This is a genomic window from uncultured Ruegeria sp. (assembly GCF_947504215.1).
Classification (GTDB): domain Bacteria; phylum Pseudomonadota; class Alphaproteobacteria; order Rhodobacterales; family Rhodobacteraceae; genus Ruegeria.
This window is the reverse complement of the sequence record NZ_CANNGO010000007.1, coordinates 152,746-178,817: the sequence shown is the minus strand read 5'-3', so window position 1 is coordinate 178,817 and position 26,072 is coordinate 152,746. Positions and strand designations below refer to the sequence as shown.

24 protein-coding genes, 1 tRNA gene and 1 pseudogene are annotated in these 26,072 nt (G+C 55.5%); 20 read left to right on the top strand and 6 right to left on the bottom strand.

All coding sequences use genetic code 11. The features are described 5' to 3' along the window. The first annotated feature begins 95 nt into the window (after positions 1-95). The 12 genes from Q1B21_RS14395 to Q1B21_RS14340 all read left to right on the top strand — a co-directional run bounded on the left by Q1B21_RS14395 (position 96) and on the right by Q1B21_RS14340 (position 12,861). Entirely contained in the window at positions 96-1,058 is a 963-nt protein-coding gene (locus Q1B21_RS14395; RefSeq protein WP_299890351.1) for a YncE family protein, read from the top strand. Then, positions 1,055-2,059, top strand: coding sequence for a 4-hydroxythreonine-4-phosphate dehydrogenase PdxA (locus Q1B21_RS14390; RefSeq protein WP_299890349.1), 1,005 nt, complete (start codon positions 1,055-1,057; stop codon positions 2,057-2,059). Before Q1B21_RS14395 ends, Q1B21_RS14390 begins: the two co-directional genes overlap by 4 nt. A gap of 10 nt (positions 2,060-2,069) precedes the next feature. Beyond that, positions 2,070-3,245 (top strand): L-rhamnonate dehydratase, encoded by a 1,176-nt coding sequence (locus Q1B21_RS14385; protein ID WP_299890347.1) that lies wholly within the window; start codon positions 2,070-2,072, stop codon positions 3,243-3,245. A 3-nt stretch (positions 3,246-3,248) separates the two neighbouring features. Continuing rightward, positions 3,249-4,157 (top strand): dihydrodipicolinate synthase family protein, encoded by a 909-nt coding sequence (locus tag Q1B21_RS14380; RefSeq protein ID WP_299890345.1) that lies wholly within the window; start codon positions 3,249-3,251, stop codon positions 4,155-4,157. A gap of 1 nt (position 4,158) precedes the next feature. Further along, positions 4,159-5,661 carry an aldehyde dehydrogenase (NADP(+)) gene (locus tag Q1B21_RS14375; RefSeq protein ID WP_299890343.1) on the top strand — a complete coding sequence of 501 codons (1,503 nt, stop codon included), beginning with the start codon at positions 4,159-4,161 and terminating at the stop codon, positions 5,659-5,661. Positions 5,662-5,721: 60 nt separating this feature from the next. Then, positions 5,722-6,762 (top strand): LacI family DNA-binding transcriptional regulator, encoded by a 1,041-nt coding sequence (locus Q1B21_RS14370; protein WP_298935151.1) that lies wholly within the window; start codon positions 5,722-5,724, stop codon positions 6,760-6,762. A gap of 92 nt (positions 6,763-6,854) precedes the next feature. Beyond that, positions 6,855-7,943 (top strand): ABC transporter ATP-binding protein, encoded by a 1,089-nt coding sequence (locus tag Q1B21_RS14365; RefSeq protein WP_299890341.1) that lies wholly within the window; start codon positions 6,855-6,857, stop codon positions 7,941-7,943. 30 nt (positions 7,944-7,973) lie between these two features. Next, positions 7,974-9,305, top strand: coding sequence for an extracellular solute-binding protein (locus tag Q1B21_RS14360; protein WP_299080462.1), 1,332 nt, complete (start codon positions 7,974-7,976; stop codon positions 9,303-9,305). 82 nt (positions 9,306-9,387) lie between these two features. Then, on the top strand, positions 9,388-10,314 hold the full coding sequence (locus Q1B21_RS14355; protein WP_298935148.1) for a carbohydrate ABC transporter permease: 927 nt from the start codon (positions 9,388-9,390) through the stop codon (positions 10,312-10,314). 5 nt (positions 10,315-10,319) lie between these two features. After that, the gene (locus tag Q1B21_RS14350) at positions 10,320-11,192 is read left to right on the top strand and encodes a carbohydrate ABC transporter permease (protein WP_299890338.1); all 873 of its coding nucleotides are present in this window, start codon (positions 10,320-10,322) and stop codon (positions 11,190-11,192) included. After that, entirely contained in the window at positions 11,192-11,932 is a 741-nt protein-coding gene (locus Q1B21_RS14345) for a cytochrome b561 domain-containing protein (protein ID WP_299890336.1), read from the top strand. The genes Q1B21_RS14350 and Q1B21_RS14345 overlap by 1 nt, the downstream gene beginning before the upstream one ends. Further along, the gene (locus Q1B21_RS14340; protein WP_299890334.1) at positions 11,932-12,861 is read left to right on the top strand and encodes an SMP-30/gluconolactonase/LRE family protein; all 930 of its coding nucleotides are present in this window, start codon (positions 11,932-11,934) and stop codon (positions 12,859-12,861) included. The genes Q1B21_RS14345 and Q1B21_RS14340 overlap by 1 nt, the downstream gene beginning before the upstream one ends. A 69-nt stretch (positions 12,862-12,930) precedes the next feature. Here the strand turns inward: Q1B21_RS14340 and Q1B21_RS14335 are convergent. Further along, positions 12,931-13,161 (bottom strand): annotated as a pseudogene (locus Q1B21_RS14335) (transposase); the annotation flags it as partial. Between the two features lie 166 nt (positions 13,162-13,327). After that, positions 13,328-14,356, bottom strand: a complete 1,029-nt coding sequence (locus Q1B21_RS14330) for a GSU2403 family nucleotidyltransferase fold protein (RefSeq protein ID WP_299890332.1) — start codon at positions 14,354-14,356, stop codon at positions 13,328-13,330. Between the two features lie 250 nt (positions 14,357-14,606). Between Q1B21_RS14330 and Q1B21_RS14325 the strand changes: the two genes are divergently transcribed. Beyond that, on the top strand, positions 14,607-14,732 hold the full coding sequence (locus Q1B21_RS14325; protein WP_298935143.1) for a hypothetical protein: 126 nt from the start codon (positions 14,607-14,609) through the stop codon (positions 14,730-14,732). 558 nt (positions 14,733-15,290) lie between these two features. On the opposite strand, the gene Q1B21_RS14320 is transcribed toward Q1B21_RS14325, so the two are convergent. Next, positions 15,291-15,367 (bottom strand) — tRNA-Pro (locus Q1B21_RS14320). Positions 15,368-15,483: 116 nt separating this feature from the next. Then, on the bottom strand, positions 15,484-16,599 hold the full coding sequence (locus tag Q1B21_RS14315; RefSeq protein WP_299890329.1) for a class I SAM-dependent RNA methyltransferase: 1,116 nt from the start codon (positions 16,597-16,599) through the stop codon (positions 15,484-15,486). A gap of 298 nt (positions 16,600-16,897) precedes the next feature. Here Q1B21_RS14315 and Q1B21_RS14310 point away from each other — a divergent pair, with 298 nt between their 5' ends. Genes Q1B21_RS14310 through nqrF form a run of 6 tightly spaced genes read left to right on the top strand, consistent with a single transcriptional unit; the run spans position 16,898 to position 22,758 of the window. Then, positions 16,898-18,241 (top strand): Na(+)-translocating NADH-quinone reductase subunit A, encoded by a 1,344-nt coding sequence (locus Q1B21_RS14310; RefSeq protein WP_299890401.1) that lies wholly within the window; start codon positions 16,898-16,900, stop codon positions 18,239-18,241. A 5-nt stretch (positions 18,242-18,246) separates the two neighbouring features. Further along, on the top strand, positions 18,247-19,455 hold the full coding sequence (locus tag Q1B21_RS14305; protein ID WP_298935141.1) for an NADH:ubiquinone reductase (Na(+)-transporting) subunit B: 1,209 nt from the start codon (positions 18,247-18,249) through the stop codon (positions 19,453-19,455). After that, complete coding sequence (locus tag Q1B21_RS14300) at positions 19,448-20,263, top strand: Na(+)-translocating NADH-quinone reductase subunit C (protein WP_299890327.1); 816 nt, start codon at positions 19,448-19,450, stop codon at positions 20,261-20,263. Before Q1B21_RS14305 ends, Q1B21_RS14300 begins: the two co-directional genes overlap by 8 nt. Continuing rightward, a complete protein-coding gene (locus tag Q1B21_RS14295; RefSeq protein ID WP_120631336.1) occupies positions 20,263-20,916 on the top strand; it encodes an NADH:ubiquinone reductase (Na(+)-transporting) subunit D in 654 nt (217 codons plus the stop codon). Before Q1B21_RS14300 ends, Q1B21_RS14295 begins: the two co-directional genes overlap by 1 nt. Continuing rightward, positions 20,916-21,524 carry an NADH:ubiquinone reductase (Na(+)-transporting) subunit E gene (gene nqrE, locus Q1B21_RS14290; protein WP_120631335.1) on the top strand — a complete coding sequence of 203 codons (609 nt, stop codon included), beginning with the start codon at positions 20,916-20,918 and terminating at the stop codon, positions 21,522-21,524. Before Q1B21_RS14295 ends, nqrE begins: the two co-directional genes overlap by 1 nt. Before the next feature lie 10 nt (positions 21,525-21,534). Next, a complete protein-coding gene (gene nqrF, locus Q1B21_RS14285) occupies positions 21,535-22,758 on the top strand; it encodes an NADH:ubiquinone reductase (Na(+)-transporting) subunit F (protein ID WP_298935139.1) in 1,224 nt (407 codons plus the stop codon). Between the two features lie 52 nt (positions 22,759-22,810). On the opposite strand, the gene tviB is transcribed toward nqrF, so the two are convergent. Then, positions 22,811-24,094 carry a Vi polysaccharide biosynthesis UDP-N-acetylglucosamine C-6 dehydrogenase TviB gene (gene tviB / locus Q1B21_RS14280; RefSeq protein WP_299890324.1) on the bottom strand — a complete coding sequence of 428 codons (1,284 nt, stop codon included), beginning with the start codon at positions 24,092-24,094 and terminating at the stop codon, positions 22,811-22,813. A gap of 14 nt (positions 24,095-24,108) precedes the next feature. Continuing rightward, positions 24,109-25,122: a GDP-mannose 4,6-dehydratase gene (locus Q1B21_RS14275; protein WP_299890322.1), complete on the bottom strand. Its 1,014-nt coding sequence runs from the start codon at positions 25,120-25,122 to the stop codon at positions 24,109-24,111. Positions 25,123-25,304: 182 nt separating this feature from the next. Here Q1B21_RS14275 and Q1B21_RS14270 point away from each other — a divergent pair, with 182 nt between their 5' ends. Continuing rightward, positions 25,305-26,069, top strand: coding sequence for a metallophosphoesterase (locus Q1B21_RS14270; protein ID WP_299890320.1), 765 nt, complete (start codon positions 25,305-25,307; stop codon positions 26,067-26,069). Positions 26,070-26,072 lie beyond the last annotated feature (3 nt).

Genomic DNA, 26,072 nt, shown 5'->3' with positions numbered 1-26,072 from the left:
CCAAACTGAATTTGGGATTGACGATGCACGGCGCGACACATAACGATGTGACCGGTCACATAGATTAGATTTGATGACTCGGAAAGGGGTTCAAAATGGCGCAATCCATGATGCTGATTGAAAAGTGCAGCCATTGCGTAAGCTGGTATGACATTCAAACGGGTGCCCGTCAGGGTCGTTTGGACCTGCCACATTTCCCCCATGAGTTCGTGGTCGACGATGATTACCAGTACGCTTATGTCGGTCACTACGGGGTGCAGAATTCCGGTATCGAGGGTACCGAGGGTCGGTCGGTCATCGTGATTGATATCCGCAAACAGGAAATCGTGCACAGCTACGATTTGGGCGAACATGCCCGCCCACATGGGATCGGACTGGACGGGCAGGGGCGGTTATACGTGCTGTCGGAATGGACAGGTCATCTGTTAGTCAAGGAAAACCCGCGCGCCTTCGATCAGGGATGGGATCATGTCACGCCGACGGGCGGCACCAAGTGTCATCTGTTTGCCCTCACCAAAGATGGGCACACGGCTTATTCCATGAATTTGACCTCTGGCGATGTGACTGTTTTCAACCCCTACGATGTGTCAGTATCGCCGATCTCAATCAAGACCGGGCAGAAACCTGAGGGGAGATGTCTGCGGGAAGAAGCACACACGCTTTATACCTCGCAACGGATTTCCAACACCGTAGCCGTCATCAACACCGAAACGCTGGAAGTCGAGCGTACGTTCCCAACACCGGATGACCCCTGCCGAATTTACTATGACGAAAAGCGCAATCGCCTTGTGACGATGAACCATTTTGGCGGCTCGTTTTCCGTTTTTGACGAAGCGACGGGTGAGATGCTGCACGAACAGAAAACGCCGGCGAATCCGCTGGCCCTGTGTATCGATAACGAGGCCGCCTTCGCCTATATCGCGATTGATTGCGAGCAGGTGCAGCGGTTCAACCTTGATACATTCGAGGTGGTGCAGACCTTTGACACGGGCAAGGAGCCAGACGTGATGGTCATCCTGCCCGACGGATTTTCAAAATACTGGGAGGGTGTGGCATGATCAAACCTCGCATCGCAATTGTTCCTGGCGATCCGTCCGGGATCGGGCCAGAACTCATCGCCAAGCTGCTAAATCAGGATGGCGTTCAGGATGCTGCCGATATCGTGCTGGTCGGCGACAGCCATTTGTGGCAACGCGGCGCAGAACAAGCTGATCTTGAGGTCCCTTTGAACACGGTGTCTGAGGTGACGGATCAACATGGGCTTTCCCATCTGGAGCTGGACACAATTGCACCCGAGGACGTGAAAATCGCCAAGGTGACGGTTGAAAGTGGCACCACATCGCTGCGCTGTCTCGACAAGGCGATGGATCTGGCAATGGCGGGACAGGTGGACGGCATCCTTTTTGGCCCGTTCAACAAGGCGGCGATGACGGGCGCCGGGCTGAACGCCGAGGATGAGCATCGCTATATGGCGCGGTATCTGGGTCATGAAGGGTATCACTCGGAACTTAATGTTCTGGATGAGCTGATGACCACGCGCGTGACCTCTCATATCGGGCTAAAAGACGTCGCGGCCAACATCACCGAAGACGGGATACTAAAGGCCGTCAATCTGGCCGATGACACACTGCGCAAGGCGGGCAAGGTCCGTCCTAACATCGCAGTAGCGGCGTTGAATCCGCACGCAGGCGATAACGGCAAATTTGGTCGGGAAGAGATCGACATTCTTGAACCTGCCGTCCGCAAGGCGCAGGAAAAACAGATGAACGTGACAGGGCCATGGCCCTCGGACACCGTGTTTCTCAAGGCTCAGCGGGGCGAGGTTGATGCGGTTGTGACCATGTATCACGATCAAGGCCAGATCGCGATCAAGCTGATGGGGTTTGAGCGCGGTGTAACTGTTGCGGGCGGGCTACCGATTCCAGTGGCGACCCCAGCACACGGCACTGCCTTTGATATCGCCGGACAGAACAAGGCCAACCCGAGCGCTACACGGCAGGCGTTTGATCTGCTGGTGCGGATGGCCAAGACACATCGCGCCGATCGTGGCGCGGCCTGAGGAGACTGAGATGACCAAAATTAAAGCCGTGCGCACCCGCGTCTGGAACTGGACCGGACCCACGGTACCACCCACGGGCAACTTCTGCACCAACGCGTCAGACGCACTTTGGGATAAGGGCGACGCAATGTCCGCTTTCCGGTTTCACCAATGGCTGACCTGCGAAATTGAAACCGAGGACGGCACCGTGGGCATTGGCAATGCGGCACTTGCGCCGACAGTGGTCAAGAAGGCCATCGATGACTGGTTTGCGCCCATGGTGATTGGGGAAGATCCGTTCGATTATGCTTATCTGTGGGAAAAAATGTACCGCCGCAGCCACGCCTGGGGACGCAAGGGCATCGGGATGACAGCGATCTCGGCGGTGGATTTGGCGATTTGGGATCTGATGGGCAAGCTTGTGGGCAAGCCTGTTTTCAAATTGCTTGGCGGGCGGACCAAGGAAAAGATCCCGGTCTATTACTCCAAGCTTTATTCCGGCCCGGTCGAGTCCATGCAGGCTGAGGCTGAAGAGGCTAAAAAGCACGGCTATTCCGCCTACAAAATGCGCTTTGGATGGGGGCCCAAGGATGGAATGCCTGGCATGCGCGAAAACCTGAAGCGGGTAGAGGCGGTGCGCGAAGTCATTGGATATGACGCGGATCTAATGCTGGAATGTTATCAGGGTTGGAACCTCGACTACACCAAACGTATGCTTCCGAAGCTGACCAAATACGAACCTCGGTGGCTGGAAGAACCGGTGATTGCAGACGATGTCGAAGGTTACCGCGATCTGAACGCAATGAATATCGTGCCTATCTCGGGCGGGGAGCATGAGTTTTCGGTTATCGGTTGCAAGGATCTGATCGAGAAAAAAGCCGTCTCGGTCCTGCAATATGACACCAACCGCGTAGGGGGCATCACGGCGGCGCAAAAGATCAACGCGATCGCCGAGGCGTTCCAAGTGCCGGTCATCCCTCATGCCGGACAGATGCACAATTACCACCTGACCATGGCAAACGCGAATTGCATGATCAGCGAATATTTCCCTGTCTTTGATGTCGAGGTTGGCAATGAGCTGTTCTATTACATCTTCGAAGGTGATCCAGATGCGGTCGACGGCTTCATTGATCTGGATGACGACAAGCCAGGCCTAGGGATTGAGATCACGGATAAGCATCTGAAACATTTCGAGATAACGGAGTAGCCCATGACATACACTGGCATCTGGCCCGTCGCTCCAACGCCGTTCAATGATGACGGTACACTTGATCTTGATGGGATGAAGCGTGTTTTGGATTGCCTGATCGATCAGGGCGCAGACGGGATCTGTGTTTTGGCGAATTTTTCGGAACAGTTTCTGATCTCAGACGAAGAACGTGCAACCTTAACCCGGCTAAGCTTGGAACATGTCGCCGGGCGCGTGCCGATGATTGTGACGATCAGTCATTTTGCCACGCAGATCGCTGTCGAACGCGCTAAGTTTGCGAAAGACCTTGGCGCGGACATTGTCATGATGATGCCGCCTTATCACGGGGCGCTTTTGAAAGGGAACGCGCAGCAGACCTTTGATCAGTTCGCGGCTGTGGGTGAAGTCGGTATCCCAATTATGGTACAGGATGCGCCGCTCTCAGGTGTTGATCTACCCGTGTCGTTGTTGGTGCAGATGGCTCAGGAAATTGACATGGTGAAGCTGTTCAAGATCGAGTGTCCTCGCGCGGCCAATAAGCTACGGGCATTGATTGCCTCAGGTGGTGATGTAATTGAAGCGCCGTTTGACGGCGAAGAGGGCATCACTTTGCTGGCTGATCTGGATGCCGGTGCAACCGGTTCCATGACATCCGGAATGATCGTTGATCAGATCAAACCCGTGATTATCCATCACCACGCTGGCCGCATTAATGAGGCGACTGACGCATATGGGCGCGTGGCGATGGTGATCAACCACGAAAACCGGCAATGCGGTTGGCAGTCCTGCAAGGCCGCGATGGTCGAAGGTGGCGTGATCCGATCCGAATTTTGTCGCCACCCGATTGATCCGTTGCAACCGGCCATTCGTGACCGGCTGATAGACCTTCTGAAACCGCTGGACCCACTGGTCCTGAAATGGGGAAAATAAGATGATCCTTGGAAAAAACCTGATCGACGGCACATGGGTCGGGTCCGACAATCTGCGCGCGTCTGATGATCTGGGCGGGCAAAGCTTTGCACAGGCGACCGCAGCGCAGGTCGACGAAGCTTGCCAGGCCGCCCGCCGTGACTTTCGTGCCTATTCCGGAAAATCACGTACCGAACGTGCCACATTCCTGCGCGCAATAGCGGATCAAATGGAAGCTCTCGGCGATGAGATCACCGAGACCGGTATGGCAGAAACCGGCCTGCCCGAGGCGCGGCTCATCGGCGAGCGCGGCCGTACGACGGGCCAGTTGCGTATGTTTGCCGATCTGATTGAAGAGACAGGATATCTTGATATCCGCAAAGACGGCGCACTTCCTGATCGGACGCCACTCCCCCGTCCTGATCTGCGCCTGACGCACAAAGCAATCGGCCCCGTGGCCGTGTTTGGTGCGTCGAATTTTCCGCTCGCCTTTTCGACAGCAGGTGGCGACACCGCATCGGCACTGGCCGCTGGTTGTCCCGTTATCGTCAAGGGTCACAGCGCACATGCTGGCACCGCCGAACTGGTGGCGCAAGCTATCGCGAAGGCGGGCGAACTATGTGATATGCCTGCGGGCACGTTTCAAATCGTTCAAGGCTCTGGCCGTGAAGTTGGTTCGGCACTTGTTCAGCATCCTGAAATCCGGGCGGTCGGCTTTACCGGATCCTTGGCCGGGGGACGGGCACTTTATGATCTGTGCCATGCCCGAGCCCAGCCCATCCCGTTTTATGGCGAGCTGGGTTCGGTCAATCCGATGTTCTGCCTGCCCGAGGCGATGGCCGCACGCGCAGCAGAGATTGGCGCGGGCTGGGCGGCGTCGCTGACGATGGGGGCAGGGCAATTCTGCACCAATCCAGGTGTAGCGGTCATGCTAAAGGGATCAGATGCAGATGCTCTGGAATCGGCTTGTGTCAACGCGCTGAACGAAACCGCCGAGCAGAAGATGCTGACAGACGGCATTCACGATGCTTATGAAAAGGGTGTCCGTGAATTTCGCGAGCTTATGGTCGAGGTCACCTCTTGCGGCGCTGTAACTGACAGTCGCTCGGCTGTTCCTGCCTTGTTCAAGGTCAACGCCAAGGAGTGGATGGCAAACCCTAAGCTGCAACACGAGGTATTTGGCGCAGCGGGCATTATCGTCCGGTGCGAGACCCCTGATGAAATGCGGGCGCTTGCCGAGTGCCTGGAGGGACAACTGACCCTGACCTTGCACATGGATGAAGCTGATGAAGCGTTGGCCCGTGAATTGATGCCGGTGCTAGAAGAGAAGGCGGGCCGTTTGCTGGCCAACGGTTTCCCGACAGGTGTCGAAGTGTGTTCGTCCATGATGCATGGCGGGCCGTACCCGGCCAGCACCGATGTCCGCGCGACCTCGGTCGGCACTTTGGGCATCGCGCGCTGGTTGCGGCCAGTAAGCTATCAGAACATGCCAGCGGCTCTATTACCCAACGAGTTGCAGGGCTGAAGTTCTGAGATTGTGACCGGGAACAAGGTGGTCTAGTTTCTGCCCAAAGGTGGTGGTTGCATGACGAACAAGAATCCCGGTCGCACACATGTCACGATGCGAGACGTTGCAAAAGCGGCAGGTGTATCGCGGATGACTGTCAGCCGCGCGCTGAAGAAAAACAGCCCAATTTCCAAGGAAACACGCGACCACATCCTGCAAGTCGTCAAGCAGATGAACTATGTCCCAGACCAAATGGCAGGTTCTTTGACGACCAAGAAGTCCGGCTTTGTCGCAGTGCTTTTGCCCTCGCTGAACAATTTACACTTTGCGTTGACCGTCCAAAGCTTGACCGAAGAGCTGGAAAAAGTTGGGCTGCAATTGCTGCTTGGACACACGGACTATTCTGCCGAGCGGGAAGAACAGCTCGTGGAAACCATGCTGCGCCGCCGTCCAGAGGCTATAGTCTTATCTTATGACGGTCACACACAGCGCACTCTTGACCTGTTGGCTGACGTATCCGTGCCCATCGTTGAGATTTGGGAGAAACCGCAAAACCCAATTGCGCATACGGTTGGGTTCTCGAATTCAAAAGCTGCTTATGACATGACACAGGCGTTGATCGAACGTGGCTTTAAGAACATCGTTTTTCTTGGTGAAGGTCAGGATGATTGGACCCGAGGCGCGGCGCGGCGTGAAGGTTTTGAGCAGGCTATGAGCAGCGCCGGGCTAGATGCCAAGGCGCAGATCATGCTGGGCACTCCACCGCTGACCATCGAGAATGGTGCCGCCGCCGTCGATCACATTCTGGACAGGTATCCCAATGTCGATTGCGTGTTTTGCGTGTCAGACATGGCGGCCTTTGGCGTTCAGAGTCGTCTTTTGCAAATCGGCAAGGCCGTTCCAGACGAAATCTCTGTTGTCGGTTTCGGTAACTTTGAGGTCTCGAGGTTCAGCTCCCCCTCGATTTCCACCGTTGTTGTTGATCCGACTGAGATTGGGCGGCAAACCGGGAAGCTTATTTCACAACTTCTTGCTGACGAGGAAACTCGCACAGATTCGCCCTGTCATGTGACGCTTACACCGCGCATCGAGTTTCGCGAAAGCTGCAGATTCCCTTAGGCTGATTAACCTCCTGATTTAAATTGTAATATTTTACTATGTGACCGGTCACATAGATGCTATTGTGACCGGTAACAAGGGGTGGAGGGATAATGCCCAGAATACGATTAGAGGGCCTCGTCAAACGTTACGGGGACTTTGAAGTCCTGCACGGAATCGACCTCGAGATGGAAGAGAACGAGTTCACCGTGTTTGTTGGCCCGTCTGGATGTGGCAAGTCGACGACATTGCGTATGATTGCCGGGCTTGAGACCGTATCGGACGGTGAGATTTTCATTGATGATCGCCCGGTCAGTCATCTTGAACCCAAGGCTCGCGATCTGGCGATGGTGTTTCAGGATTATGCGCTCTATCCGCATCTTGATGTGGCGCGAAACATGTCTTTCGCACTGAGACTGCAAAAGGTCCCCAAAGCTGAGATCAACAAAAAGGTAGGCGACGTCGCCCGGATGCTGGGCTTAACCGATTACCTGCATCGCAAACCGGCGGAATTATCGGGGGGTCAGCGTCAGCGAGTTGCCATGGGCCGGGCGCTGACGCGCGACAGCAGTACGTTTCTGTTTGACGAGCCACTGTCCAACCTTGACGCCAAATTGCGTGGTCAGATGCGTGCCGAGTTGGCTCTGATGCGTCAGCAGGTACAGAAAAACATGATCTACGTCACTCACGACCAGATCGAAGCCATGACACTGGCGGATCGGATCGTCGTTATGCATGGCGGGTACATTCAGCAACACGGCACACCGGAAGAACTGTACAAAAATCCGGCTAACAAGTTTGTCGCTGGCTTTCTTGGTTCGCCACCGATGAACTTTCTGGACGCAAGTGTTGAAGATCGTGGTGGTGAGCTGTTTGTGACGGGCGCCGGATTTTCTATCAGCTTAACTCAGAAGCGTCAGCAAAATATACAGAAAGCCGACCTGCGCAATGTCACGCTTGGCATTCGACCTTCTGATCTGCGCTTTAATCCTAACGCCCCCGAGGATGCCAGTCTGGACCTGAAGGTCGTGGTCTCGGAATACATCGGCGCACAGTCCGTACTGATCTGCGATTGCGCAGGTCAGAAAATCGAGGTCGAACTGAAGTCGGATACGCCCATCGGGTTGGGTGAGACCCTTCGGTTTGAGGTCAACGCCGACGCAATTCATCTATTTGATCGCGAAAGGGAGGTCGCCCTCTAAGAGCGGCCCAAAACAGCATGGGAGGAGCAAATGCTGAACTTACTCAAACAGACCGGTGCGGGCGTCGCGGCCCTAACACTGACTGCAGGGTTGGCAACCGCCAATCCGTATGAGCCCTATGAAGGCTCAACACTTGTCGTGAATTTCCCGGCACACCCTCACTTTGACGCGGTGATGCAGGTGCTACCACAATTCACCGAAGAAACCGGCATTCGGGTTGAGGTCGACCAACTTCAATACCTGAAGATGCGTGAAAAACAGACGCTGGAACTGACAAAGAACAAAGGCGACTACGATCTGATTGCCTATGTGGTGTTTTCCAAAGCTGATTACGTATATGCGGATCAGCTGGAAAACCTGGCCAAGTATTTCATGAATCCCGCGCTGGCAGACCCGAACTACGACGCAGAGGATCTGATCGACGGATATGTTGGTAACATTGGCGTTTCTGGTGGCGCTAAGGGATACCTGCCCGGACCTACCGGATCGTTGTTCGGCATTCCTTTCGGGTCCGAGACTTCGATCTTGGGATATCGCAAGGATATCTTTGACAAGCACGGCCTTGAGGTGCCGAAAACCTATGACGACCTATTGGAATTGGCGTGTAGAATTCCCGAGCTGGAACCCGGCATGGGTGGTCTGGCATCGCGCGCCGCTTCAGGACATCATGCGTCGCACGCATACCTTCTGCACCTCGCGCCGTTGGGTGGTCGCATTTTCGATGACAACTGGAACCCGATTATGAACAACGAAGAGGGGGTCAAAGCCGCCGAAGCGTTGAAAACAATTGTTGAGTGTGGTGCCGAGGGCGCGGAGACTTTCGGCTTTGCCGAGGCGGGTGCATCGTTTCTGCAGGGCAATTCAGCGATGTTCCTCGACTCCACTGTCTTTGCTGGTCAGGTCAATAACCCGGAGAAATCCAAGGTCGTAGGCAAAATCGGTTGGGCACCACACCCAGAAGGCACACGCCGAGGGAGTCAGACCGGTGGGTTTGGCATCGGCATTCCGACAAATGCCCAAAATAAGGATGCCGCCTTCCTGCTGATGCAATGGCTGACTTCGAAAGAGGCGGACAAAGCTATAGCGGTTGCCGGCGGTAACCCCTCGCGCTTCTCGACCCATAGCGATCCTGATGTTTTGGCTGAACAGCCGCATCTTGAAGTTTTTGGTGAGGCACTAAAACATGCCGATCCCGATTGGCGTCCTATCATCCCGGTCTGGGGTAAAATCAATGCCGACCTGGGTACAACGCTCAGTCAGGTTCTGACCGAAGACCTGGACATTCAGACTGCGCTGGACGGTGTTGCGGAACGTAGCAAGGCGATTATGGACGACGCTGGCTACTACACCTGGCAGCAATAAGTTCACTCCCCGAGGTGGCGCCTGGAATAATGTTCGGGCGCCGCCTCTCAAGACGAAATTCAAAAATCAAAGGGCCGCTGTTATGAGTGCTGTAGCACGGGCCAATCGGCTCACCCCATATCTGTTCTTGGCGCCCGCAGCGGTTGTTCTGATCTTTGCGCTGCTCTACCCGATCGGGTACATGATCTATGCCAGTTTTCTTGATTGGAGCCCCAGCCAGCGCATCGGTCAGGCCGAGTTTGTTGGTCTAAAGAACTACGCCAATCTGCTGCATGACAGCGCGTTCCACGAAAGCTTCTGGGTCACGATCAAATTTGCCTTCGTTGTAGTGACTTTGGAAATGGTTCTGGGTGTAGGTCTGGCTTTACTGTTGGATCGGAACATTCGCGGCATGTCCGTCTTGCGGACGGTGTTCATCCTGCCGATGATGATTGCCCCGATCGTTGTCGGCCTGATGTGGCGCTACATGTACCATCCGACCGTCGGCATCTTTAACCGTACAATCAAAAGCTGGGGTTTTGATGAGGGCATTCCTTGGCTGTCGGATAGTACCTGGTCTTTTGTTGCCGTTGTGATCGCCGACGTCTGGCAGTGGACACCGTTCATTTTCATCCTTGCCTTGGCTGCCATGCAGTCTTTGCCGCGTTCAGCGTTGGAAGCAGCCGAGATTGATGGCGCCAGCGAGTGGCAGAAAATCACTCTGATCAAGATACCCCTCATGATGCCGGTTTTGGTCGTGACTTTGCTTTTGCGGCTTATCGATGCGTTCAAAGTGCTTGAGGTCATTTTGGTCCTGACGAATGGCGGCCCTGGCTTGTCGACAGAGATAATTGCCTTGCGAATTTTCCGAACGGCCCAGGAGTTTCAGGAGCTGGGCGAGGCGGCCGCGATGTCCAACGTCCTATTGCTGATGCTGATGGCGCTGACCATCGGGATGTTCATGTACACCAAGATTCAAGAAGCCCGGGCCGCCAGGATGCGAGCAGCTGCCGAGCAAACAGAAAGCTGAAAATCATGGCAACGCAAATCGAAAAACAAAACCCGGCCTTCTATGCTTTGCTCGCTGCATTGGTCGTCATGTCAGTGGGGCCGATCCTTTTGATGCTGGCGACGTCGTTCAAAATGAACGTCGACATCTATGATGAAAGCGTTTCAGCCTTTTTCTTCACGCCGACGATCAGAAATTATGAAACGGTTTTGTGCGACGTGCTGTGGTACGATCCTGACCATGTGCAATACTGCGATCCAACTTTCGGGCGGGCTCTTCGCAACTCGTTGATCGTGGCGACAATCTCGACGGGGATCACCCTACTGATTGGCGGCATGGCCGCATATGCTTTGGTCCGGTTTCGCTTCATGGGCCGCGGAGCGGTGTCCATCACAACGCTGATGATGCGCATGGTGCCGCCGGCTGTGCTGTTGGTTCCGGTTTTTGGCATCTGGACGTTTCAGTACCATCTTGATCAATCCTACACAGGGATCATTCTGGTCTATACGGCCATGAACCTGCCGTTTGTCATCTGGATCTTGCAGAGCTTTATCGTGCAGGTTCCAATCCAGCTGGAAGAAGCAGCGCGAATGGATGGTGCCAACCCGCTTCAGGTATTCTATCTAGTTGTTTTGCCGATCATCAAACCCGGGCTTGCGGCTGCTGCGATATTTACATTCCGTATTGCCTGGAACGAGTTCCTCCTGGCCAACGCGCTGCTGGGAAGGTCGACGCGAACGGTACCTGTGACAATCGTTAACTCGATCACCGAATACGACATCGACTGGGGCGTGATCATGGCCACAGGAATGTTGCTGGCAATACCGCCCATTATTTTTACATTTGTTGCTTCGCGACAGATCATTACTGGAATGACAGCGGGGGCCGTGAAAGGCTGATGATCGAGTGGTTGCTTTCACCGATTGATCCAACGCGAGGGCATGATGTCGGTTTCTTTTTGTCCTGGCATGCTCGGTGCATGGTGATCGCCTGGGGCGTGATATGCCCGGCAGCAATTCTGGCGGCACGCTATTTTAAGATACTACCGGGTCAGAACTGGCCTCAGGAACTGGACAACCGGGTGTGGTGGTTGTGTCACTGGAAAGGCCAGACACTCGCGTATGTGCTGTCGCTTGTTGGGCTCGGACTTGTCCTTAGTAGCTCCGGTGGGCGACCCGACGCGTGGTTGCATCGGATCTTGGGGTATATCGTGCTTGCTCTGGGCACGTTGCAAGTTGTATTGGGCGTTTTCCGGGGCACCAAAGGTGGCCCGACCGCACGGGCAAAGGATGGCAGCCTCTCTGGCGATCACTATGATATGACGCCTTGGCGAGTGGCGTTCGAGCACATTCATAGAACTTTGGGTTATCTAGCGCTGGTTCTCGGGGCAATAACGATCCTAAGCGGGTTATGGTCGTCGAATGCGCCACGCTGGATGTGGGTCCTGATCAATGGTTATTGGTTGGGCTTGATCGCGATTGCCGTTTTTTTGCAACTTTCTGGCAGGGCGCATGATACATATCAAGCCATTTGGGGGCCGGGTCCCGACCTGCCGGGCAATCGAAGGCACAAAATGGGTTGGGGCACCGTAAGACCCGGAGATCAAATGATTTTCCCCTCAGAGGAAGGAACAGAGTGATGTTTGGTGTTTTGGAAGGCACTGGCTTTGAGGTCATCGAAAAAGAGTTCGAGGCATGTTTCATCGGGCATGCCCGCGTCGAGCGGTTATGGACCGGGGCACGTTGGACCGAAGGACCTGCTTGGTTTGCGGCTGGTCGCTATCTGGTCTGGTCCGACATACCCAACAACCGGATGATGCGTTGGGATGAGACGGATGGTTCGGTTTCAGTATTTCGCGAACCGGCCAACAACACCAACGGTCACACGGTTGACGGCCAAGGACGTCTTGTCTCGTGCGAGCATCTGACCCGTCGGGTCACCCGCACGGAGCATGATGGCTCGATTACAGTTCTGGCTGACGCTTGGCAGGGCAAACGGCTCAACTCTCCAAACGATGTTGTCGTTAGATCTGATGGCTCAATCTGGTTCACAGATCCGTCCTACGGGATCATGATGGATTATGAAGGCGAGCGCGCCGAAAGCGAGATTGGGGCTTGCCACGTCTATCGGATCGACTCTGATACGGGCGAGGTGACTGCGGTCGCAACAGATTTTGTCAAACCAAACGGATTGGCTTTTTCGCAGGACGGAAATACGCTCTTCGTGTCGGATACTGGTGGTACACACATGCCAGATGGACCGTCACACATCCGCAAATTCTCGGTCGGTGGCGATGGGAAGTCTTTGTCTGGAGGCGGTGTTATCGCGGAATGCACCAATGGTTTCTTTGATGGTTTTCGGTTGGACCACGGCGGCAGAATCTGGAGCTCGGCCGCTGATGGTGTGCATTGCCTGAACGCCGAAGGGGATTTGATCGGGAAAATCCACATACCTGAAATCGTTTCAAATGTCTGTTTCGGTGGCGCCAAGCTGAACAGATTGTTTGTTACCGCGACCAGTTCGCTTTACTCGATTTACTTGAATGTGAACGGGATCAGGCACTCCTAGGCTCCGGACTCATACCCAATAGGTGACGATAGCGGCAAGCGCGATCGCTGACAGGAAGACCTTCGGGCATCAGTCGAAGCGGTTCGCAACCCTCCGCCAATCCTTGAGCCTGCCGAAGATTATCTCGATCCTGTCGCGTTGTTAATAGCGCCGCTTGTCGTATCGGATAGTCGATTTGCGTTGTTTCTGACTGGGGATACCGGCACATATCCCTTTGTCTTTCAACGCTTCTCTGAACCAGTCGGCGTCGTAACCGCGGTTCCCGAGAAGCGATCCGACCTTCGGCAGGCTGCCAACCAGAAAAACAGACACGTTCACCGCTTGTTTTCGCGGCGGTGAACCATGCAGAGCAACGGAAATCAATCGATCGCGAGCCTAATACAAGGGCTTCTGATGTCAGTCTCTGCGCTTCAGTGGCAGTCAGTCCCGAAATAACGCTGCGGTTTCATTGCGTACGTTCCTGGCTTCAATCTGAACAAACACCATCCAAAAGGTGCCGCGTCTCCGGCATACGCCCCAACGTTGCATCTATCCGCGCTCGCCACTTAGGACCGCGGGACCGGGCATCTTCATAGGCTTCACGCAACTCGTCCGGACGATCCTCGGCCAGCACCTCGATCAGAAAGGCGGCTTGGCGCCGGTCTTTTTCCGACTTTAGTGCATTCTCTCCACCGCGCCGGCGATCCGCGACGATCAGCTTGTGGATGGCATAGCGCTCGGGTTGCGGGATCTGCAGCATGACGCCGCTGCGATAGGTCACAGCCGCCTTGATCGGGTCGGCGATGAGGTAGTTCAGATGGTGCAGACCTTGCGCATCTACGCCGAGCGCGGGCAATTCGCGCACGCCTTCTTCTTCGCCAAAGGACGGTGTCAGGAACTCGACCAGAGTATCGCTGCGTGTTTGTTTCCAGCGCCAAGTCTTGTCAGCCTGCAGGCTGGGCTGAGGCACAAATGAAAAGTCCCGGAAGACCTGTTCGAGCGGCGGTGTGGCGGCGTCCTCAAGGGCGAGGGAGAGGCGGGAGAAGCTGGCGATGTCGATGTCATCGGTATGCGCCATCAGATCTAGGCCGTATCGGACACCCAATTCTCCCTCGTAGAGACGAAAGGCATGGGTGCCTACGATGGTGCCTCCAAGGCGAAATACGCCAGACGCTGCCATCGCCGACATGAGGCTGCCTGTTGCAGCGTCCAGGTTTAGGAAGCCTTCTGCCCGGAGAAGGCGCACAAGCCGGGTTCGGTTCTTCCTGCGCTCATCGGCTTCGGCTTTGAGTTGCTGATGTTGCTCAAGCCTGGCCCGGAGTTCCTCGCTGTCCTCGCCGATATAGCGCTTCTTGACGTCAGAGCCGACCCGGTATGTGTCATACCAGTAGACTTTCCCATTGCGTGAGACATGTGTTGGTGTGCCTCGGATATCCGAAACAGCGTCGTCTTTAAGCGATCGCAGCAGGTCGTGATAAGCGGCTTGGGCGATGGATGAATGTCGCTTGAACGTCATGTTGGCGCCGTGTTCTACAAAAGGTTACTTTGTTGAACATACTACGTGTTCAACAAAAAAGAAAGGTGTTGAACATATCAGGCGTTTCCCGCCACATTCCCAAACGGACCATCGCTATAACTAAGATATTCAGCGTGTGTTGCGTCATTTCCGAGAGGATAGAGATGACCAAGAAGCCGGATGAAAACAACCGATTGTGCCTTTTCCCCCAAACTGGGCCACTACTTTGGCTTAGAAAGGGGAAGAGGAGGTGGCTCGAAAGCAATACTCGGACGAAGATATTCTGAAGCTGCTGCGCGAGATTGAACTGAAGCTGGCCGATGGCGACGATGTTCGCATGGCTTGCCGCGGTGTCGGCGTCAGTGATGCGACTTAGTACAACTGGCAGCGACGGTTCGGAGGTATGGGTAGATCGCAGCTTTCGGAGTTGCGTAGTCTCGAGAAGGGAACGCCCGGCTCAAGAAGATCGTGGCCCAGCTCGAACTGGACAAGCCGATCCTAAAGGAAAGTCTGAACTACCTTAAACCGAGGGCCTGACGACGAGCCAACTTTGTCAGGCCGTCATTCATACTCGCCAGAAGCTCGTCACATCAGAGCGGCGCACCCGCAAGGTGGTCGGCCTCGCGCTCATTTCCATGCAGTGCCAGACCGTCGAGAAGGACGATGATGCTCTTCGACTGGCGGATGTGTCACCGCGCGTTCTGCGGCACATCGCGGCAGTTCATATGGCATAGGCAGGCATCTCGGTGGAGGAGATTGGACAGTTTCTCGGCCATTCAAAGCCGCGGATCACCGCGTCCGTTTATGCGCGCTAAAGCCCGGAGCACCTACGTAAGGCTGCTAGCGCCCTAGAGTTCGACAAATGCTCAGGTTTAACGAACCTCGGATCACTGTCCTGAAAACACTAAAGGCGCCATCGGGCGCCTTGAAAACTTGGTCGGAGTGGCGAGATTCGAACTCACGACCCCTGCCTCCCGAAGACAGTGCTCTACCAGGCTGAGCTACACTCCGACCGTGGCGGGTGATCTATACCCGGCAATTGGGATGCGCAAGTCGATTTCCGGGCCTGAGATTTTGCAAACCTCCGAAAAAGTTCATTTGTCAGTTCGGCCTATGATAGCGCGCAATCACGGCAACGCGTTGGTTCTGTACAGTTTTATTTTTGTTCCTCCGTGATCAACAACCGGCCCGGTTGGGAGTAACGGAAGGCGCGCCGATCGGGCGAGGGACGGGTTGCTGGTTACGATGCCGACGCGCCAACCGGAAAACCGTGACATAAGGACTTTGCCCAGACTGCCATACAAAGACCGCAGGCGCTTTTCATCCCCGATCCGTGCGCCGTAGGGTGGGTTAACGATCACCAGACCGGCCTTGCCTTCCGGGGGTTTAATGTCGCTGATGGCGCGTTGGGCAAATTGTGTCACATGGGAGACCCCCGCCTGAGCGGCATTGGCGCTGGCGGCTTCGATGGCGCCTGAGTTTCGGTCCGAGCCGTAGAAACGAAACGTCATCTCTGGGGGCGGGGTGTCGTGACGCAATGATTGCCAGGCTTGTGCGTCAAAGCTGGCCAGATCCTCGAATGCGAACTGGCGCGAGCGTCCGGGTTGCAGACCCAACGCGATTTCGGCCGCTTCAATCACAAATGTGCCCGAGCCGCACATAGGGTCCACCACCGGTTCAGTGCCGTCAAACCCGCATTCTCGCAGGAACATGGCAGCCATGGTCTCACGCATAGGGGCCTTGGCTACGGCTGGTTTGTGGCCCCGTTTGTGCAGCGGTTCACCTGAGGTATCGATGGAAAAGGTGCACAGGTCTTTCTCGATACGTAGCAGGACGCGCAGCTTGGCGTCAGAAGAAATTGGCGCACCAAGGGTCTCGGATATAGCGTTTTCAATTCGCTGCCGGGCCGCGCCTGCATGATAAATTCGGGATTTCCGGCTCGTGGCCTCGACTTTGATCGGTATGTCAGGGCGTAGAAAGTCTGACCATGGAAATTTGCGCGCCCGTTTGTCCAACTGAGCCAGGTGCACGGCCGGAAAACTTCCTATGCGTACCAATACCTTATTCGCTCCGCGAAGGCACAGGTTGGCACGCCAGGCTTCGGACCAATCCCCGCGGCAGTTGACGCCTCCGGCGACCTTATGGGCCTCGGCGAATCCGTTTTGGATAGCCTCTTCGCACAAAGGCGCTTCGAGACCGGGTGTGGCCACCAAAAAGATTTCAAAACTGTCTGAAGTGTTCATCCCCGTTGCTTACACTGGAAGTAAATCAGGCGCGACACGCTTTTTTTGTGCTATTTTGGTCGCGTCGCTGCGAGTTCAGGATAAAGTGACTTTGTTGTGCTGATTTGCGCGGTAACAGGTTTGCGTTTTAGGACGTCCGCGCGTAAAGGGTCCGTGATTGGAATAACGCGAGCGGATATCGGCAGGTTTGTGGCGCTTTCACGGACCGGATGGCGAGACAATTCGCACTATTTGATGCCCAAGACTGAAAGGCGACAAATAGCGGACGCAGGAACGAGGCTTGGAAGACCGTAGCGACATGCAAACTTTCAAACTGAAAAAAGGGTTGGAGCTGCCGATTCAGGGTGCCCCTGAGCAGACTATCCGGCCGGGGCCGGAGTTTTCCAGCGTCGCTGCGCTTGGGTCGGATTATTTGGGCCTGAAGCCGCGCATGCTGGTACAGGAAGGTGATGAGGTTCGGCGGGGAACACCATTGTTCTGCCACAAGGACGCACCAGAGGCGATGATGGTCGCGCCGCTGAGCGGCAAGGTCGTAGCAATAAACCGTGGCGCACGCCGGGTTCTTCAAAGTGTCGTTGTTGAGGTCTCTGACCCGAATGATACTGGTGTCGATTTTTCTGACGTAGGCGATGCAGACACAGCCGAGGGTGTGACCAAAAAACTCTGTGCGGCCGGGTTGTGGACCGCTCTCCGCACACGGCCGTATTCCAAGATGCCTGAGCCGGGGACAAAACCAACAGCGATTTTTGTGACTGCAATGGACAGCGAACCTTTGTCCGCTGATGCCGCAGTCATCATCGCGGATGCCGGGGATGACTTTGCCGCCGGGCTTGGCGCAATCGCCAAACTTACCGAGGGCACGACCTATTTGTGTCACAAGGACGGCGATACCATTCCGGGGGCCGACGTTGCGGGTGTCGAAGCCGCAGCTTTCTCGGGTCCGCATCCGGCAGGGCTGGCCGGGACGCATATCCATTTCCTCCGGCCATTGGCGGGTAACACGCAGGTCTGGACCATTGGGTATCAGGATGTAATTGCAATTGGTCGTCTGGTTCAGACAGGTCATCTGGATCCAAGTATCGTGATCGCATTGACGGGGCCGGGGGCACGTCAGCCACGTTTGATCCGCACTGTTCTGGGTGCCTCGACCGAGGATCTGACCCGTGATGAGGTCGATGTTGACGGAACGGCGCGCATCATCTCGGGCTCGATCTTGTCCGGACGCCACGCGGATGGACCAACCGCCTATCTGGGACGGTTTGCGCGTCAGATTACCATTATCCGCGAAGATCACGATCAGATCCCAATGGGCTGGATTCGTCCCATGCCGTCGAAGTTTGCCGTGCAGCCTGTTTTGGGCTCGGCTTTTGCCAAGAAACTGTATGGGCTCACCTCGAACCTGAATGGTGGGCGTCGTGCGATGGTGCCAACGGGGACGTTTGAGCAGTTGATGCCGCAGGACTACCTGCCGACGCAATTGCTGCGTGCGATGTTGGTGATGGACACCGATAGTGCTCAGGCCCTGGGCGCGCTGGAGCTGGACGAAGAGGATCTGGGCCTTGTGGGCTTTGCCTGTCCGGCAAAATATGAATACGGGTTGGCGCTGCGCGACTGCCTGACCAAGATTGAAAAGGAGGGCTGATCCAAATGGGTTTGCGCAGCTTCTTTGACCGGATCGAGCCGAACTTTACCAAGGGCGGCAAGTACGAGAAGTATTTCCCCATCTACGAGATGGTCGAAAGTTTCATCTACACTCCGAAAACAGTAACCACCGTCGCGCCACATGCGCGGTCATACATCGATATGAAGCGGATCATGACCTATGTCGTGATCGCGACGATCCCATGTATCCTATGGGGGATGTACAATACGGGTTACCAGGCGAACTCGGCTATTGCAGCGCTGGGGCCTGACGCGGCAACCGGTTGGCGAATTGCGATCCTGCAGGCCTTTGGCGTGTCATTGGACCCGGGCAGCATCATTGCCAATGTGTTGCACGGAATGATGTATTTCCTGCCAATCTACATCGTCACACTGGTCGCTGGCGGTATTTTCGAGGTGATTTTTGCCACCGTGCGCGGCCACGAGGTGAACGAAGGGTTTCTTGTCACCTCGATGCTCTACACGCTGATCATGCCGGCAACTGCACCTCTGTGGCAGGTGGCGCTGGGGATTATCTTTGGCGTTGTGATTGGTAAGGAAGTCTTTGGCGGCACCGGCAAGAATTTCCTCAACCCCGCGCTTGTGGGTCGGGCGTTCCTGTATTTCGCCTATCCTGCCAACATGTCCGGCGATGCTGTCTGGACACCGGTTGACGGATTCTCGGGCGCGACGGCTTTGGCTGTGTCCGCTGCCGATGGCGTGCAGGCCCTGGCAGCAGATGGGATCACCTGGTCGAATGCTTTCTTCGGGCAGATACAAGGCAGCTTTGGTGAGACCTCGACACTGGCTTGCATGGTTGGGCTGGCCTTCCTGCTGATGACGAGGATCGCCAACTTTCGTCTGATCGTGGGCTGTTTGGCCGGAACCATCGGCTTTACCTTGCTGCTGAACCTGATCGGATCTGACACTAATCCGATGTTCGCGATGCCGTGGTACTGGCATGTGGTTCTGGGTGGGTATGCTTTTGGGCTGGCCTTCATGGTGACCGAGCCGGTTTCGGCGAGCCATACCAATCTGGGACGCTATATCTATGGTGGGCTGATTGGTGTCATGGTGGTAATGATCCGGGTGATCAACCCGGCCTTCCCGGAAGGCATGATGCTGGCAATCCTGTTCGGCAACGTCTTTGCGCCGCTGATCGACTATTTCGTTGTGCAGGCAAACATCAAACGGAGGGCGCGTCGCCATGTCTGATACGCAATCCCCTGAACCAAAGGGCGCGATCGCCCGGTTTCTGGCGGCCTCGCCGGATTCTGTTGGCAAGACGATCTTTGTTGCCGTTGCAGTCTGCCTTGTTGCGTCGATGGTCGTATCGGCTGCCGCCGTTAGCTTGCGCCCGGTGCAAGAGGCCAACCGGCTGAAAGACAAACAAGTCAACGTCCTGCAAGTCGCGGGCGTCTATGAACCCGGGATTGATGTGACCGAAGCCTTTGCCGCCTTCGAACCACATGTTCTGGAACTGTCGACCGGCGATTTCGTCGATGACCAATTTGACCCAGCTACATTTGACGATATTGCTGCCGCAAGCGATCCTGAACTGAGCGTCGCTCTGGATGACGATCCGGCGGGGATTGGGCGCAAGGCGAAATACCGCGTGGTCTATCTGCTGCGTGATGACACTGGTGGTTTGGATAAGGTGATCCTGCCGATACAAGGATATGGCCTTTGGTCAACGCTTTACGGTTTCATTGCGTTGGAAAACAACGGCAACGATATCTATGGCCTTCAGTTCTATCAGCACGGTGAAACCCCCGGCCTTGGGGCCGAGGTCGATAATCCGCGTTGGAAAGCATTGTGGAACGGCAAAAAGCTGCGGGATGACGCGGGCGACTTGCAAATCACTGTCGCCAAGTCGCAACCCGCCGCCGGCCCCGATTTCTACATCGACGCGCTGGCCGGGGCGACGCTGACCTCGGTCGGTGTCGACAACCTTGTGAAATTCTGGATGGGCGATGCCGGTTACGGCCCCTTCCTTGGCAAATTGCAAGCAGGAGAGTTCTGATGTCCCAGACAAGGAAAGAGCTTCTGGTCGACCCGCTTGTCGACAACAACCCGATCACCTTGCAGGTGCTGGGCATTTGTTCGGCATTGGCGGTCACCTCGTCATTGCAGGTGTCGGCAGTGATGGCACTGGCGGTGATCTTCGTGACATCCTTCTCGTCTTTCTTCATCTCATGCCTGCGCAATCAGATCCCCGGATCAATCCGGATCATCGTGCAGATGGTGATTATCGCTTCTCTGGTGATCCTGGTTGACCAGATCCTTAAGGCCTATGCGTTTGAGATCTCAAAAACCCTGTCCGTCTTTGTAGGCCTGATCATCACCAACTGCATCGTGATGGGCCGTGCCGAGGCGTTTGCGATGAAGAACCCGCCCGTCGCATCCTTCATCGACGGGGCGGGCAACGGAATGGGCTATGGTCTGATCCTGCTGCTTGTGGGTTTCATCCGCGAGCTGTTCGGAGCCGGGTCGCTGTTCGGTGTGACCATTCTTGAGACCGTGAACAATGGTGGCTGGTACGTGCCAAACGGAATGCTTCTGCTGCCACCCTCGGCATTCTTCATCATCGGGCTGATCATCTGGGCCTTCCGCACATGGAAACCAAACCAGGTCGAAGAACGTGAATACAAAATCCAGCAGGTAGAGGCGCACTGATGGAAGGTCTACTGTCCCTGGCCGTAAAGGCCATCTTTGTTGAAAACCTTGCGCTCAGCTTCTTCCTTGGCATGTGTACCTTCATCGCCGTGTCCAAGAAGATTTCCACCGCGCTTGGTCTGGGCATTTCGGTGATGGTGGTGCAGGCAATCACCGTCCCTGCGAACAATCTTCTGTTGAATTACCTGTTGAAACCGGGTGCGCTGTCCTGGGCTGGGTTCCCGGATGTGGATCTGACATTTCTTGGCTTAATCTCGTATATCGGTGTGATCGCAGCGATGGTTCAGATCCTCGAGATGATCCTCGATAAATACTTCCCACCTCTCTACAACGCACTGGGGATCTTTCTGCCGTTGATCACTGTGAATTGCGCCATCCTGGGCGGCTCGCTGTTCATGGTCGAACGTGACTACAACTTTGCCGAAGCGACGACCTATGGTCTGTCCTCGGGCTTTGGTTGGGCGCTTGCGATCACCGCGATGGCGGGGGTTCGAGAAAAGCTGAAGTACTCTGACATTCCGGATGGCTTGCAGGGTCTGGGCATTACTTTCATCACCGCGGGATTGATGGCGATGGCCTTCATGTCCTTCTCGGGCGTGAAACTGTAAGGAGGGGCCAATGGAAACTTTTAGCTTAGGCGTCATCCTTTTCACTCTTATCGTTCTGGGGCTGGTGACCATCATCATGGCCGCGCGCTCGCGGTTGGTGTCGACGGGTAATGTCAATATCACCATCAATGGCGAGAAGACGGTTTCGGTTCCCGCTGGCGGCAAACTTCTCCAGACACTGGCGGCCGAAAAGCTGTTCGTTCCGTCCGCCTGCGGCGGCGGTGGCACCTGCGCGCAGTGCCGCGTGCGCATCCACTCTGGCGGTGGGTCTATCCTGCCAACCGAGGAGGGCCATATCACCAAGCGCGAGGCCGCATGCGGCGACCGCTTGTCCTGTCAGGTCGCCGTCAAGCAGGACATGGACATCGAAGTTCCTGAAGAGGTTTTTGGCGTCAAGAAGTGGGAATGCACGGTTCGGTCGAACGAGAATGTGGCGACCTTCATCAAGGCGCTGACTTTGGACCTGCCCGAAGGCGAAGACGTTAATTTTCGCGCGGGTGGCTATATCCAGATCGAAGCACCCGTACACCAGTTGAAATACACCGATTTCGACGTCGAAGAGGAATACCGCGAAGACTGGGATCGGTTCAATCTGTGGCAGTATGACTCGGTCGTGTCAGAGCCAATTGAACGCGCTTATTCGATGGCCAATTATCCGGATGAAAAAGGTATGATCATGCTGAACGTCCGGGTGGCGTCGCCGCCTCCGGGGTCAGAAGGTATTCCGGCAGGTCAGATGTCGTCCTACATCTTCAACCTTAAACCCGGTGACAAGGTCACCATCTCGGGGCCGTTTGGCGAGTTCTTTGCCCGCGAAACGGAAAAGGAAATGGTGTTCATTGGTGGTGGTGCCGGTATGGCCCCCATGCGCAGCCATATCTTTGATCAGCTCAAGCGCCTGAAGAACAAAGATCGCAAGATCACATTCTGGTACGGCGCTAGATCGAAGAAAGAGATGTTCTTTGTCGAGGATTTCGACCAGCTTGCTGCGGAATTCCCGAATTTTGAGTGGCATGTAGCCTTGTCTGATGCGCAGCCCGAGGATGACTGGAAAGGTTATACTGGCTTCATCCACAATGTTCTGTTCGATGAATACCTCAAAAACCACCCAGCGCCCGAGGATTGCGAGTATTACATGTGTGGCCCGCCGATCATGAACCAATCGGTCATCAACATGCTTCTTGATATGGGCGTTGACCGCGAAGATATCATGCTCGACGATTTCGGCGGGTAAATGAAAAAACCGGCGCATTTAGCGCCGGTTTTGTTGCTTTGGGGCCTGTGCCCTACAATCTTAGGTCGCTGGCATCGCGCGGCAGGCAAGATTTGATGTCAAACACCACACTGACTGGTTTGCCATAAGATCGAAACTGCTCCGGGTCGAGTGCTTGGTATTCCTGATGTGCCACCGCAAGAACCACGCCGTCATAGGCCCCTTCATGAGGTTGGTCTAACAGGGACAAGCCGTATTCAGCTTCCGCCGCTTTCGGATCGGCATGCGGGTCGTGCACATCCACCGAGACGCCGTAGCTTTGTAGTTCCTCGATGATATCGATCACCCGAGTGTTGCGAAGGTCGGGACAGTTTTCCTTGAAGGTCAGGCCCATGATCAGAACTCGCGCCGCGCCGACATTGATCCCGTTGCGCGCCATTTGTTTGACCAGTTGCGAAACGACGTAGCTGCCCATTCTGTCATTAAGACGCCGTCCGGCCAGAATGATCTGAGGGTGATGCCCGACAGCCTCGGCCTTGTATGTCAGGTAGTAGGGGTCAACGCCGATGCAGTGCCCGCCAACCAGACCGGGCTGGAAAGGCAGAAAGTTCCATTTGGTACCCGCCGCCCGCAACACTGCATCGGTGTCTATGTCCATACGACCAAAAATCATCGCCAGTTCATTGACCAAAGCGATATTCAGATCGCGCTGGGTGTTTTCGATGACTTTTGCGGCCTCGGCCACGCGGATGCTTTCGGCCTTGTGGGTTCCGGCAGAAATGATCTGCGCATACAGCGCGTCCACCAGATCGGCTACTTCTGGTGTTGAGCCAGAGGTCACTTTGCAGATATCCGAAATCCGGTGTGTCTTGTCGCCGGGGTTGATCCGTTCCGGGCTGTAGCCCGCGAAGAAATCCCTATTGAACTTTAAACCAGAGACCTGCTCCAGCACCGGGACACAATCCTCTTCAGTCGCTCCGGGATAGACGGTGGATTCGTAAATCACCAAATCGCCGGGCTTCAACACGCGGCCCACCGTGTCCGACGCGCTGAGCAATGGTGTGAGGTCAGGCTGTTTGCCAGCAGTGATCGGGGTTGGGACCGTGACAATATAGGTGTCACACTCGGCCAGATCGGTGGTTTCGGTCGAAAACGTCAAGCCTGTAGCTGCGGTCAAGTCCTCTGGCTCGACCTCCAGCGTCGCGTCTTCGCCCGCGCGCAGGGCGTCGATCCTTGAGGCGTTGATGTCGAACCCCACTACAGGACCGATCTTTCCAAAGGCCACGGCCAAGGGCAGGCCAACATAGCCCAGCCCTATGACTGCGATCTTTCGCGACTTGGGGTTTGTGTCCAGCATTCAGCTCTCTTTGGTCATTTATCGTGATAGTCGCGGAACCATTCGACGAACCGCGCGATCCCGTCTTTGAAATCGGTCTGCGGACGATAGCCAGTCAGGCGTTGCAGCAGGTCTGTATTCGCCCAAGTTGCTGGAACATCGCCCATTTGCATCGGCATGTAGTTTCGGATTGCTTCCTTGCCGACCGCTTCTTCGATGGCTTCGACAAAGTCCATCAAGCGCACCTTGTCACCATTGCCGATGTTGACGACGCGATACGGCGCGACCGGGGACAGGCTGTCGCCTTCTTCGATCTGATCGGCGCTCGCGGGCCGAACCGGCGGTGTATCGATCAACAATCTGATCCCGCGAACCAGATCTTCCACGTTGGTGAAGTCACGATACATGTCGCCGTGGTTGTAAATGTCGATCGGACGGCCATCCAGAATCGCATCAACAAACTTGTAGAGCGCCAGATCAGGTCGGCCCCAGGTACCGTAAACGGTAAAGAACCGGAACATGGTTGTTGGTAAATCCCAGAGGTGCGCATAGGAGTGGCCCATCGATTCATTCGCCTTTTTTGTGGCGGAATAGATGGTCAGTTGCGTGTCGGCTTTTTCAACCTCGGTAAAGGGCATGTCCTCATTCGCGCCGTAAACGGATGAGGTCGAGGCCATCAGCAGGTGGTCGACCTTGTGCGTTCGGGCAACCTCCATCACGTTGAATGTGCCCACGATGTTCGAATCGATATAGCTACGAGGTTCTTCCAGGCTGTAGCGCACGCCAGCCTGCCCGGCGAGGTGAACGATGATCTCTGGTTCAAACTCATCACCGATCTGCATCAGGCGTTCATGGTTTTCCAGAAGGTCTTCAGTCGCGGAAAAATTTGGTGTCTGCAGCAGCATCTGATGGCGCCTTTGCTTCAGTGCTACATCGTAATAATCTGTCATTCCATCATAGCCATGCACGCGGAAGCCTTCTGCCAGCAGCAGTTTTGCCAGATGGAACCCGATAAAGCCGGCAGTGCCTGTAACCAATACTCGTTTCATAAAACCCTCAAACCCAAATCAAACCATATGCACATCAGGGATACTTTCCCCAAGACAAGGTCAAGGGTATTTTCCCTTCTGCCCTGCCATATCAGACGCGTGTATGCTTTGGTCAACCGGTTTACGCGATCGAAAATTTGCCGATTGTGGCCCGGGATTGGGCCGGGTAGGGATGAAGCCGCATGGTTAAGAATTGGATCAATGGGCTGTTTGGGCAGAACACGTCGCATGGCGTGGACGCGGTAGTGTCTGAAATCGCGCCAGACGAACGGTTTGTCGTCATTGGTGACATCCATGGTCGGCTTGATCTGTTGCAATCCCTGTTGCCCAGGCTGGATGACGATATCCCTCTGATATTTGTCGGCGATTACATCGATCGTGGCGACTACAGCGCGCAGGTCTTACGCCAATTGCATCACCTGAGCAAATCCTCGCATGGGCGGGTTATCTGTCTGCTTGGTAATCACGAAGAGATGTTGCTGCGGTTTGTCGAAGACCCCAAGCGCGTCGGCGGACTTTGGTTGCAAAACGGGGGCGTAAAGACACTGGCTTCTTTCGGCATTACCGGTATCGCCGAAGCCACGGTCGGAGATCGGGCTATTGTGGTCGCTGATCAGCTGCGGCAGGCGATGGGCCAGGATCTACTAAGTTGGCTTGCCGACCGCCCTCTGACCTGGACCAGTGGGAATGTGACCGTTGTACATGCAGCGCTGGATCCGTTGCAGCCGGTTACAAACCAACCGCGCCAGATTTGTCTGTGGGGCCATTCCCTGTTTCCAAACCAACCCCGACAGGATGGGCAGTGGGTGGTGCATGGGCATACGATTGTCGTTCATGCCCGCGCCCGCAACGGGATCGTGTCTGTGGATACCGGCGCATTTGTGACGGGCCGCTTGACGGCGGCCGAGATTTTCAAAGGCGGCGTGCGGTTCACCTCAACCGGGTGATTC

What these genes read in the sequence shown, in the direction of transcription:
- Q1B21_RS14310 (WP_299890401.1), top strand. Translation starts at nt 16,898, where the DNA reads ATGCAAACTTTCAAACTGAAAAAAGGGTTGGAGCTGCCGATTCAGGGT.
- Q1B21_RS14380 (WP_299890345.1), top strand. Translation starts at nt 3,249, where the DNA reads ATGACATACACTGGCATCTGGCCCGTCGCTCCAACGCCGTTCAATGAT.
- Q1B21_RS14370 (WP_298935151.1), top strand. Translation starts at nt 5,722, where the DNA reads ATGACGAACAAGAATCCCGGTCGCACACATGTCACGATGCGAGACGTT.
- Q1B21_RS14395 (WP_299890351.1), top strand. Translation starts at nt 96, where the DNA reads ATGGCGCAATCCATGATGCTGATTGAAAAGTGCAGCCATTGCGTAAGC.
- Q1B21_RS14385 (WP_299890347.1), top strand. Translation starts at nt 2,070, where the DNA reads ATGACCAAAATTAAAGCCGTGCGCACCCGCGTCTGGAACTGGACCGGA.
- Q1B21_RS14315 (WP_299890329.1), bottom strand. Translation starts at nt 16,599, where the DNA reads ATGAACACTTCAGACAGTTTTGAAATCTTTTTGGTGGCCACACCCGGT.
- tviB (WP_299890324.1), bottom strand. Translation starts at nt 24,094, where the DNA reads ATGCTGGACACAAACCCCAAGTCGCGAAAGATCGCAGTCATAGGGCTG.
- nqrE (WP_120631335.1), top strand. Translation starts at nt 20,916, where the DNA reads ATGGAAGGTCTACTGTCCCTGGCCGTAAAGGCCATCTTTGTTGAAAAC.
- Q1B21_RS14300 (WP_299890327.1), top strand. Translation starts at nt 19,448, where the DNA reads ATGTCTGATACGCAATCCCCTGAACCAAAGGGCGCGATCGCCCGGTTT.
- Q1B21_RS14375 (WP_299890343.1), top strand. Translation starts at nt 4,159, where the DNA reads ATGATCCTTGGAAAAAACCTGATCGACGGCACATGGGTCGGGTCCGAC.
- Q1B21_RS14270 (WP_299890320.1), top strand. Translation starts at nt 25,305, where the DNA reads ATGGTTAAGAATTGGATCAATGGGCTGTTTGGGCAGAACACGTCGCAT.
- Q1B21_RS14360 (WP_299080462.1), top strand. Translation starts at nt 7,974, where the DNA reads ATGCTGAACTTACTCAAACAGACCGGTGCGGGCGTCGCGGCCCTAACA.
- Q1B21_RS14350 (WP_299890338.1), top strand. Translation starts at nt 10,320, where the DNA reads ATGGCAACGCAAATCGAAAAACAAAACCCGGCCTTCTATGCTTTGCTC.
- nqrF (WP_298935139.1), top strand. Translation starts at nt 21,535, where the DNA reads ATGGAAACTTTTAGCTTAGGCGTCATCCTTTTCACTCTTATCGTTCTG.
- Q1B21_RS14340 (WP_299890334.1), top strand. Translation starts at nt 11,932, where the DNA reads ATGTTTGGTGTTTTGGAAGGCACTGGCTTTGAGGTCATCGAAAAAGAG.
- Q1B21_RS14330 (WP_299890332.1), bottom strand. Translation starts at nt 14,356, where the DNA reads ATGACGTTCAAGCGACATTCATCCATCGCCCAAGCCGCTTATCACGAC.
- Q1B21_RS14275 (WP_299890322.1), bottom strand. Translation starts at nt 25,122, where the DNA reads ATGAAACGAGTATTGGTTACAGGCACTGCCGGCTTTATCGGGTTCCAT.
- Q1B21_RS14390 (WP_299890349.1), top strand. Translation starts at nt 1,055, where the DNA reads ATGATCAAACCTCGCATCGCAATTGTTCCTGGCGATCCGTCCGGGATC.
- Q1B21_RS14365 (WP_299890341.1), top strand. Translation starts at nt 6,855, where the DNA reads ATGCCCAGAATACGATTAGAGGGCCTCGTCAAACGTTACGGGGACTTT.
- Q1B21_RS14345 (WP_299890336.1), top strand. Translation starts at nt 11,192, where the DNA reads ATGATCGAGTGGTTGCTTTCACCGATTGATCCAACGCGAGGGCATGAT.
- Q1B21_RS14305 (WP_298935141.1), top strand. Translation starts at nt 18,247, where the DNA reads ATGGGTTTGCGCAGCTTCTTTGACCGGATCGAGCCGAACTTTACCAAG.
- Q1B21_RS14355 (WP_298935148.1), top strand. Translation starts at nt 9,388, where the DNA reads ATGAGTGCTGTAGCACGGGCCAATCGGCTCACCCCATATCTGTTCTTG.
- Q1B21_RS14295 (WP_120631336.1), top strand. Translation starts at nt 20,263, where the DNA reads ATGTCCCAGACAAGGAAAGAGCTTCTGGTCGACCCGCTTGTCGACAAC.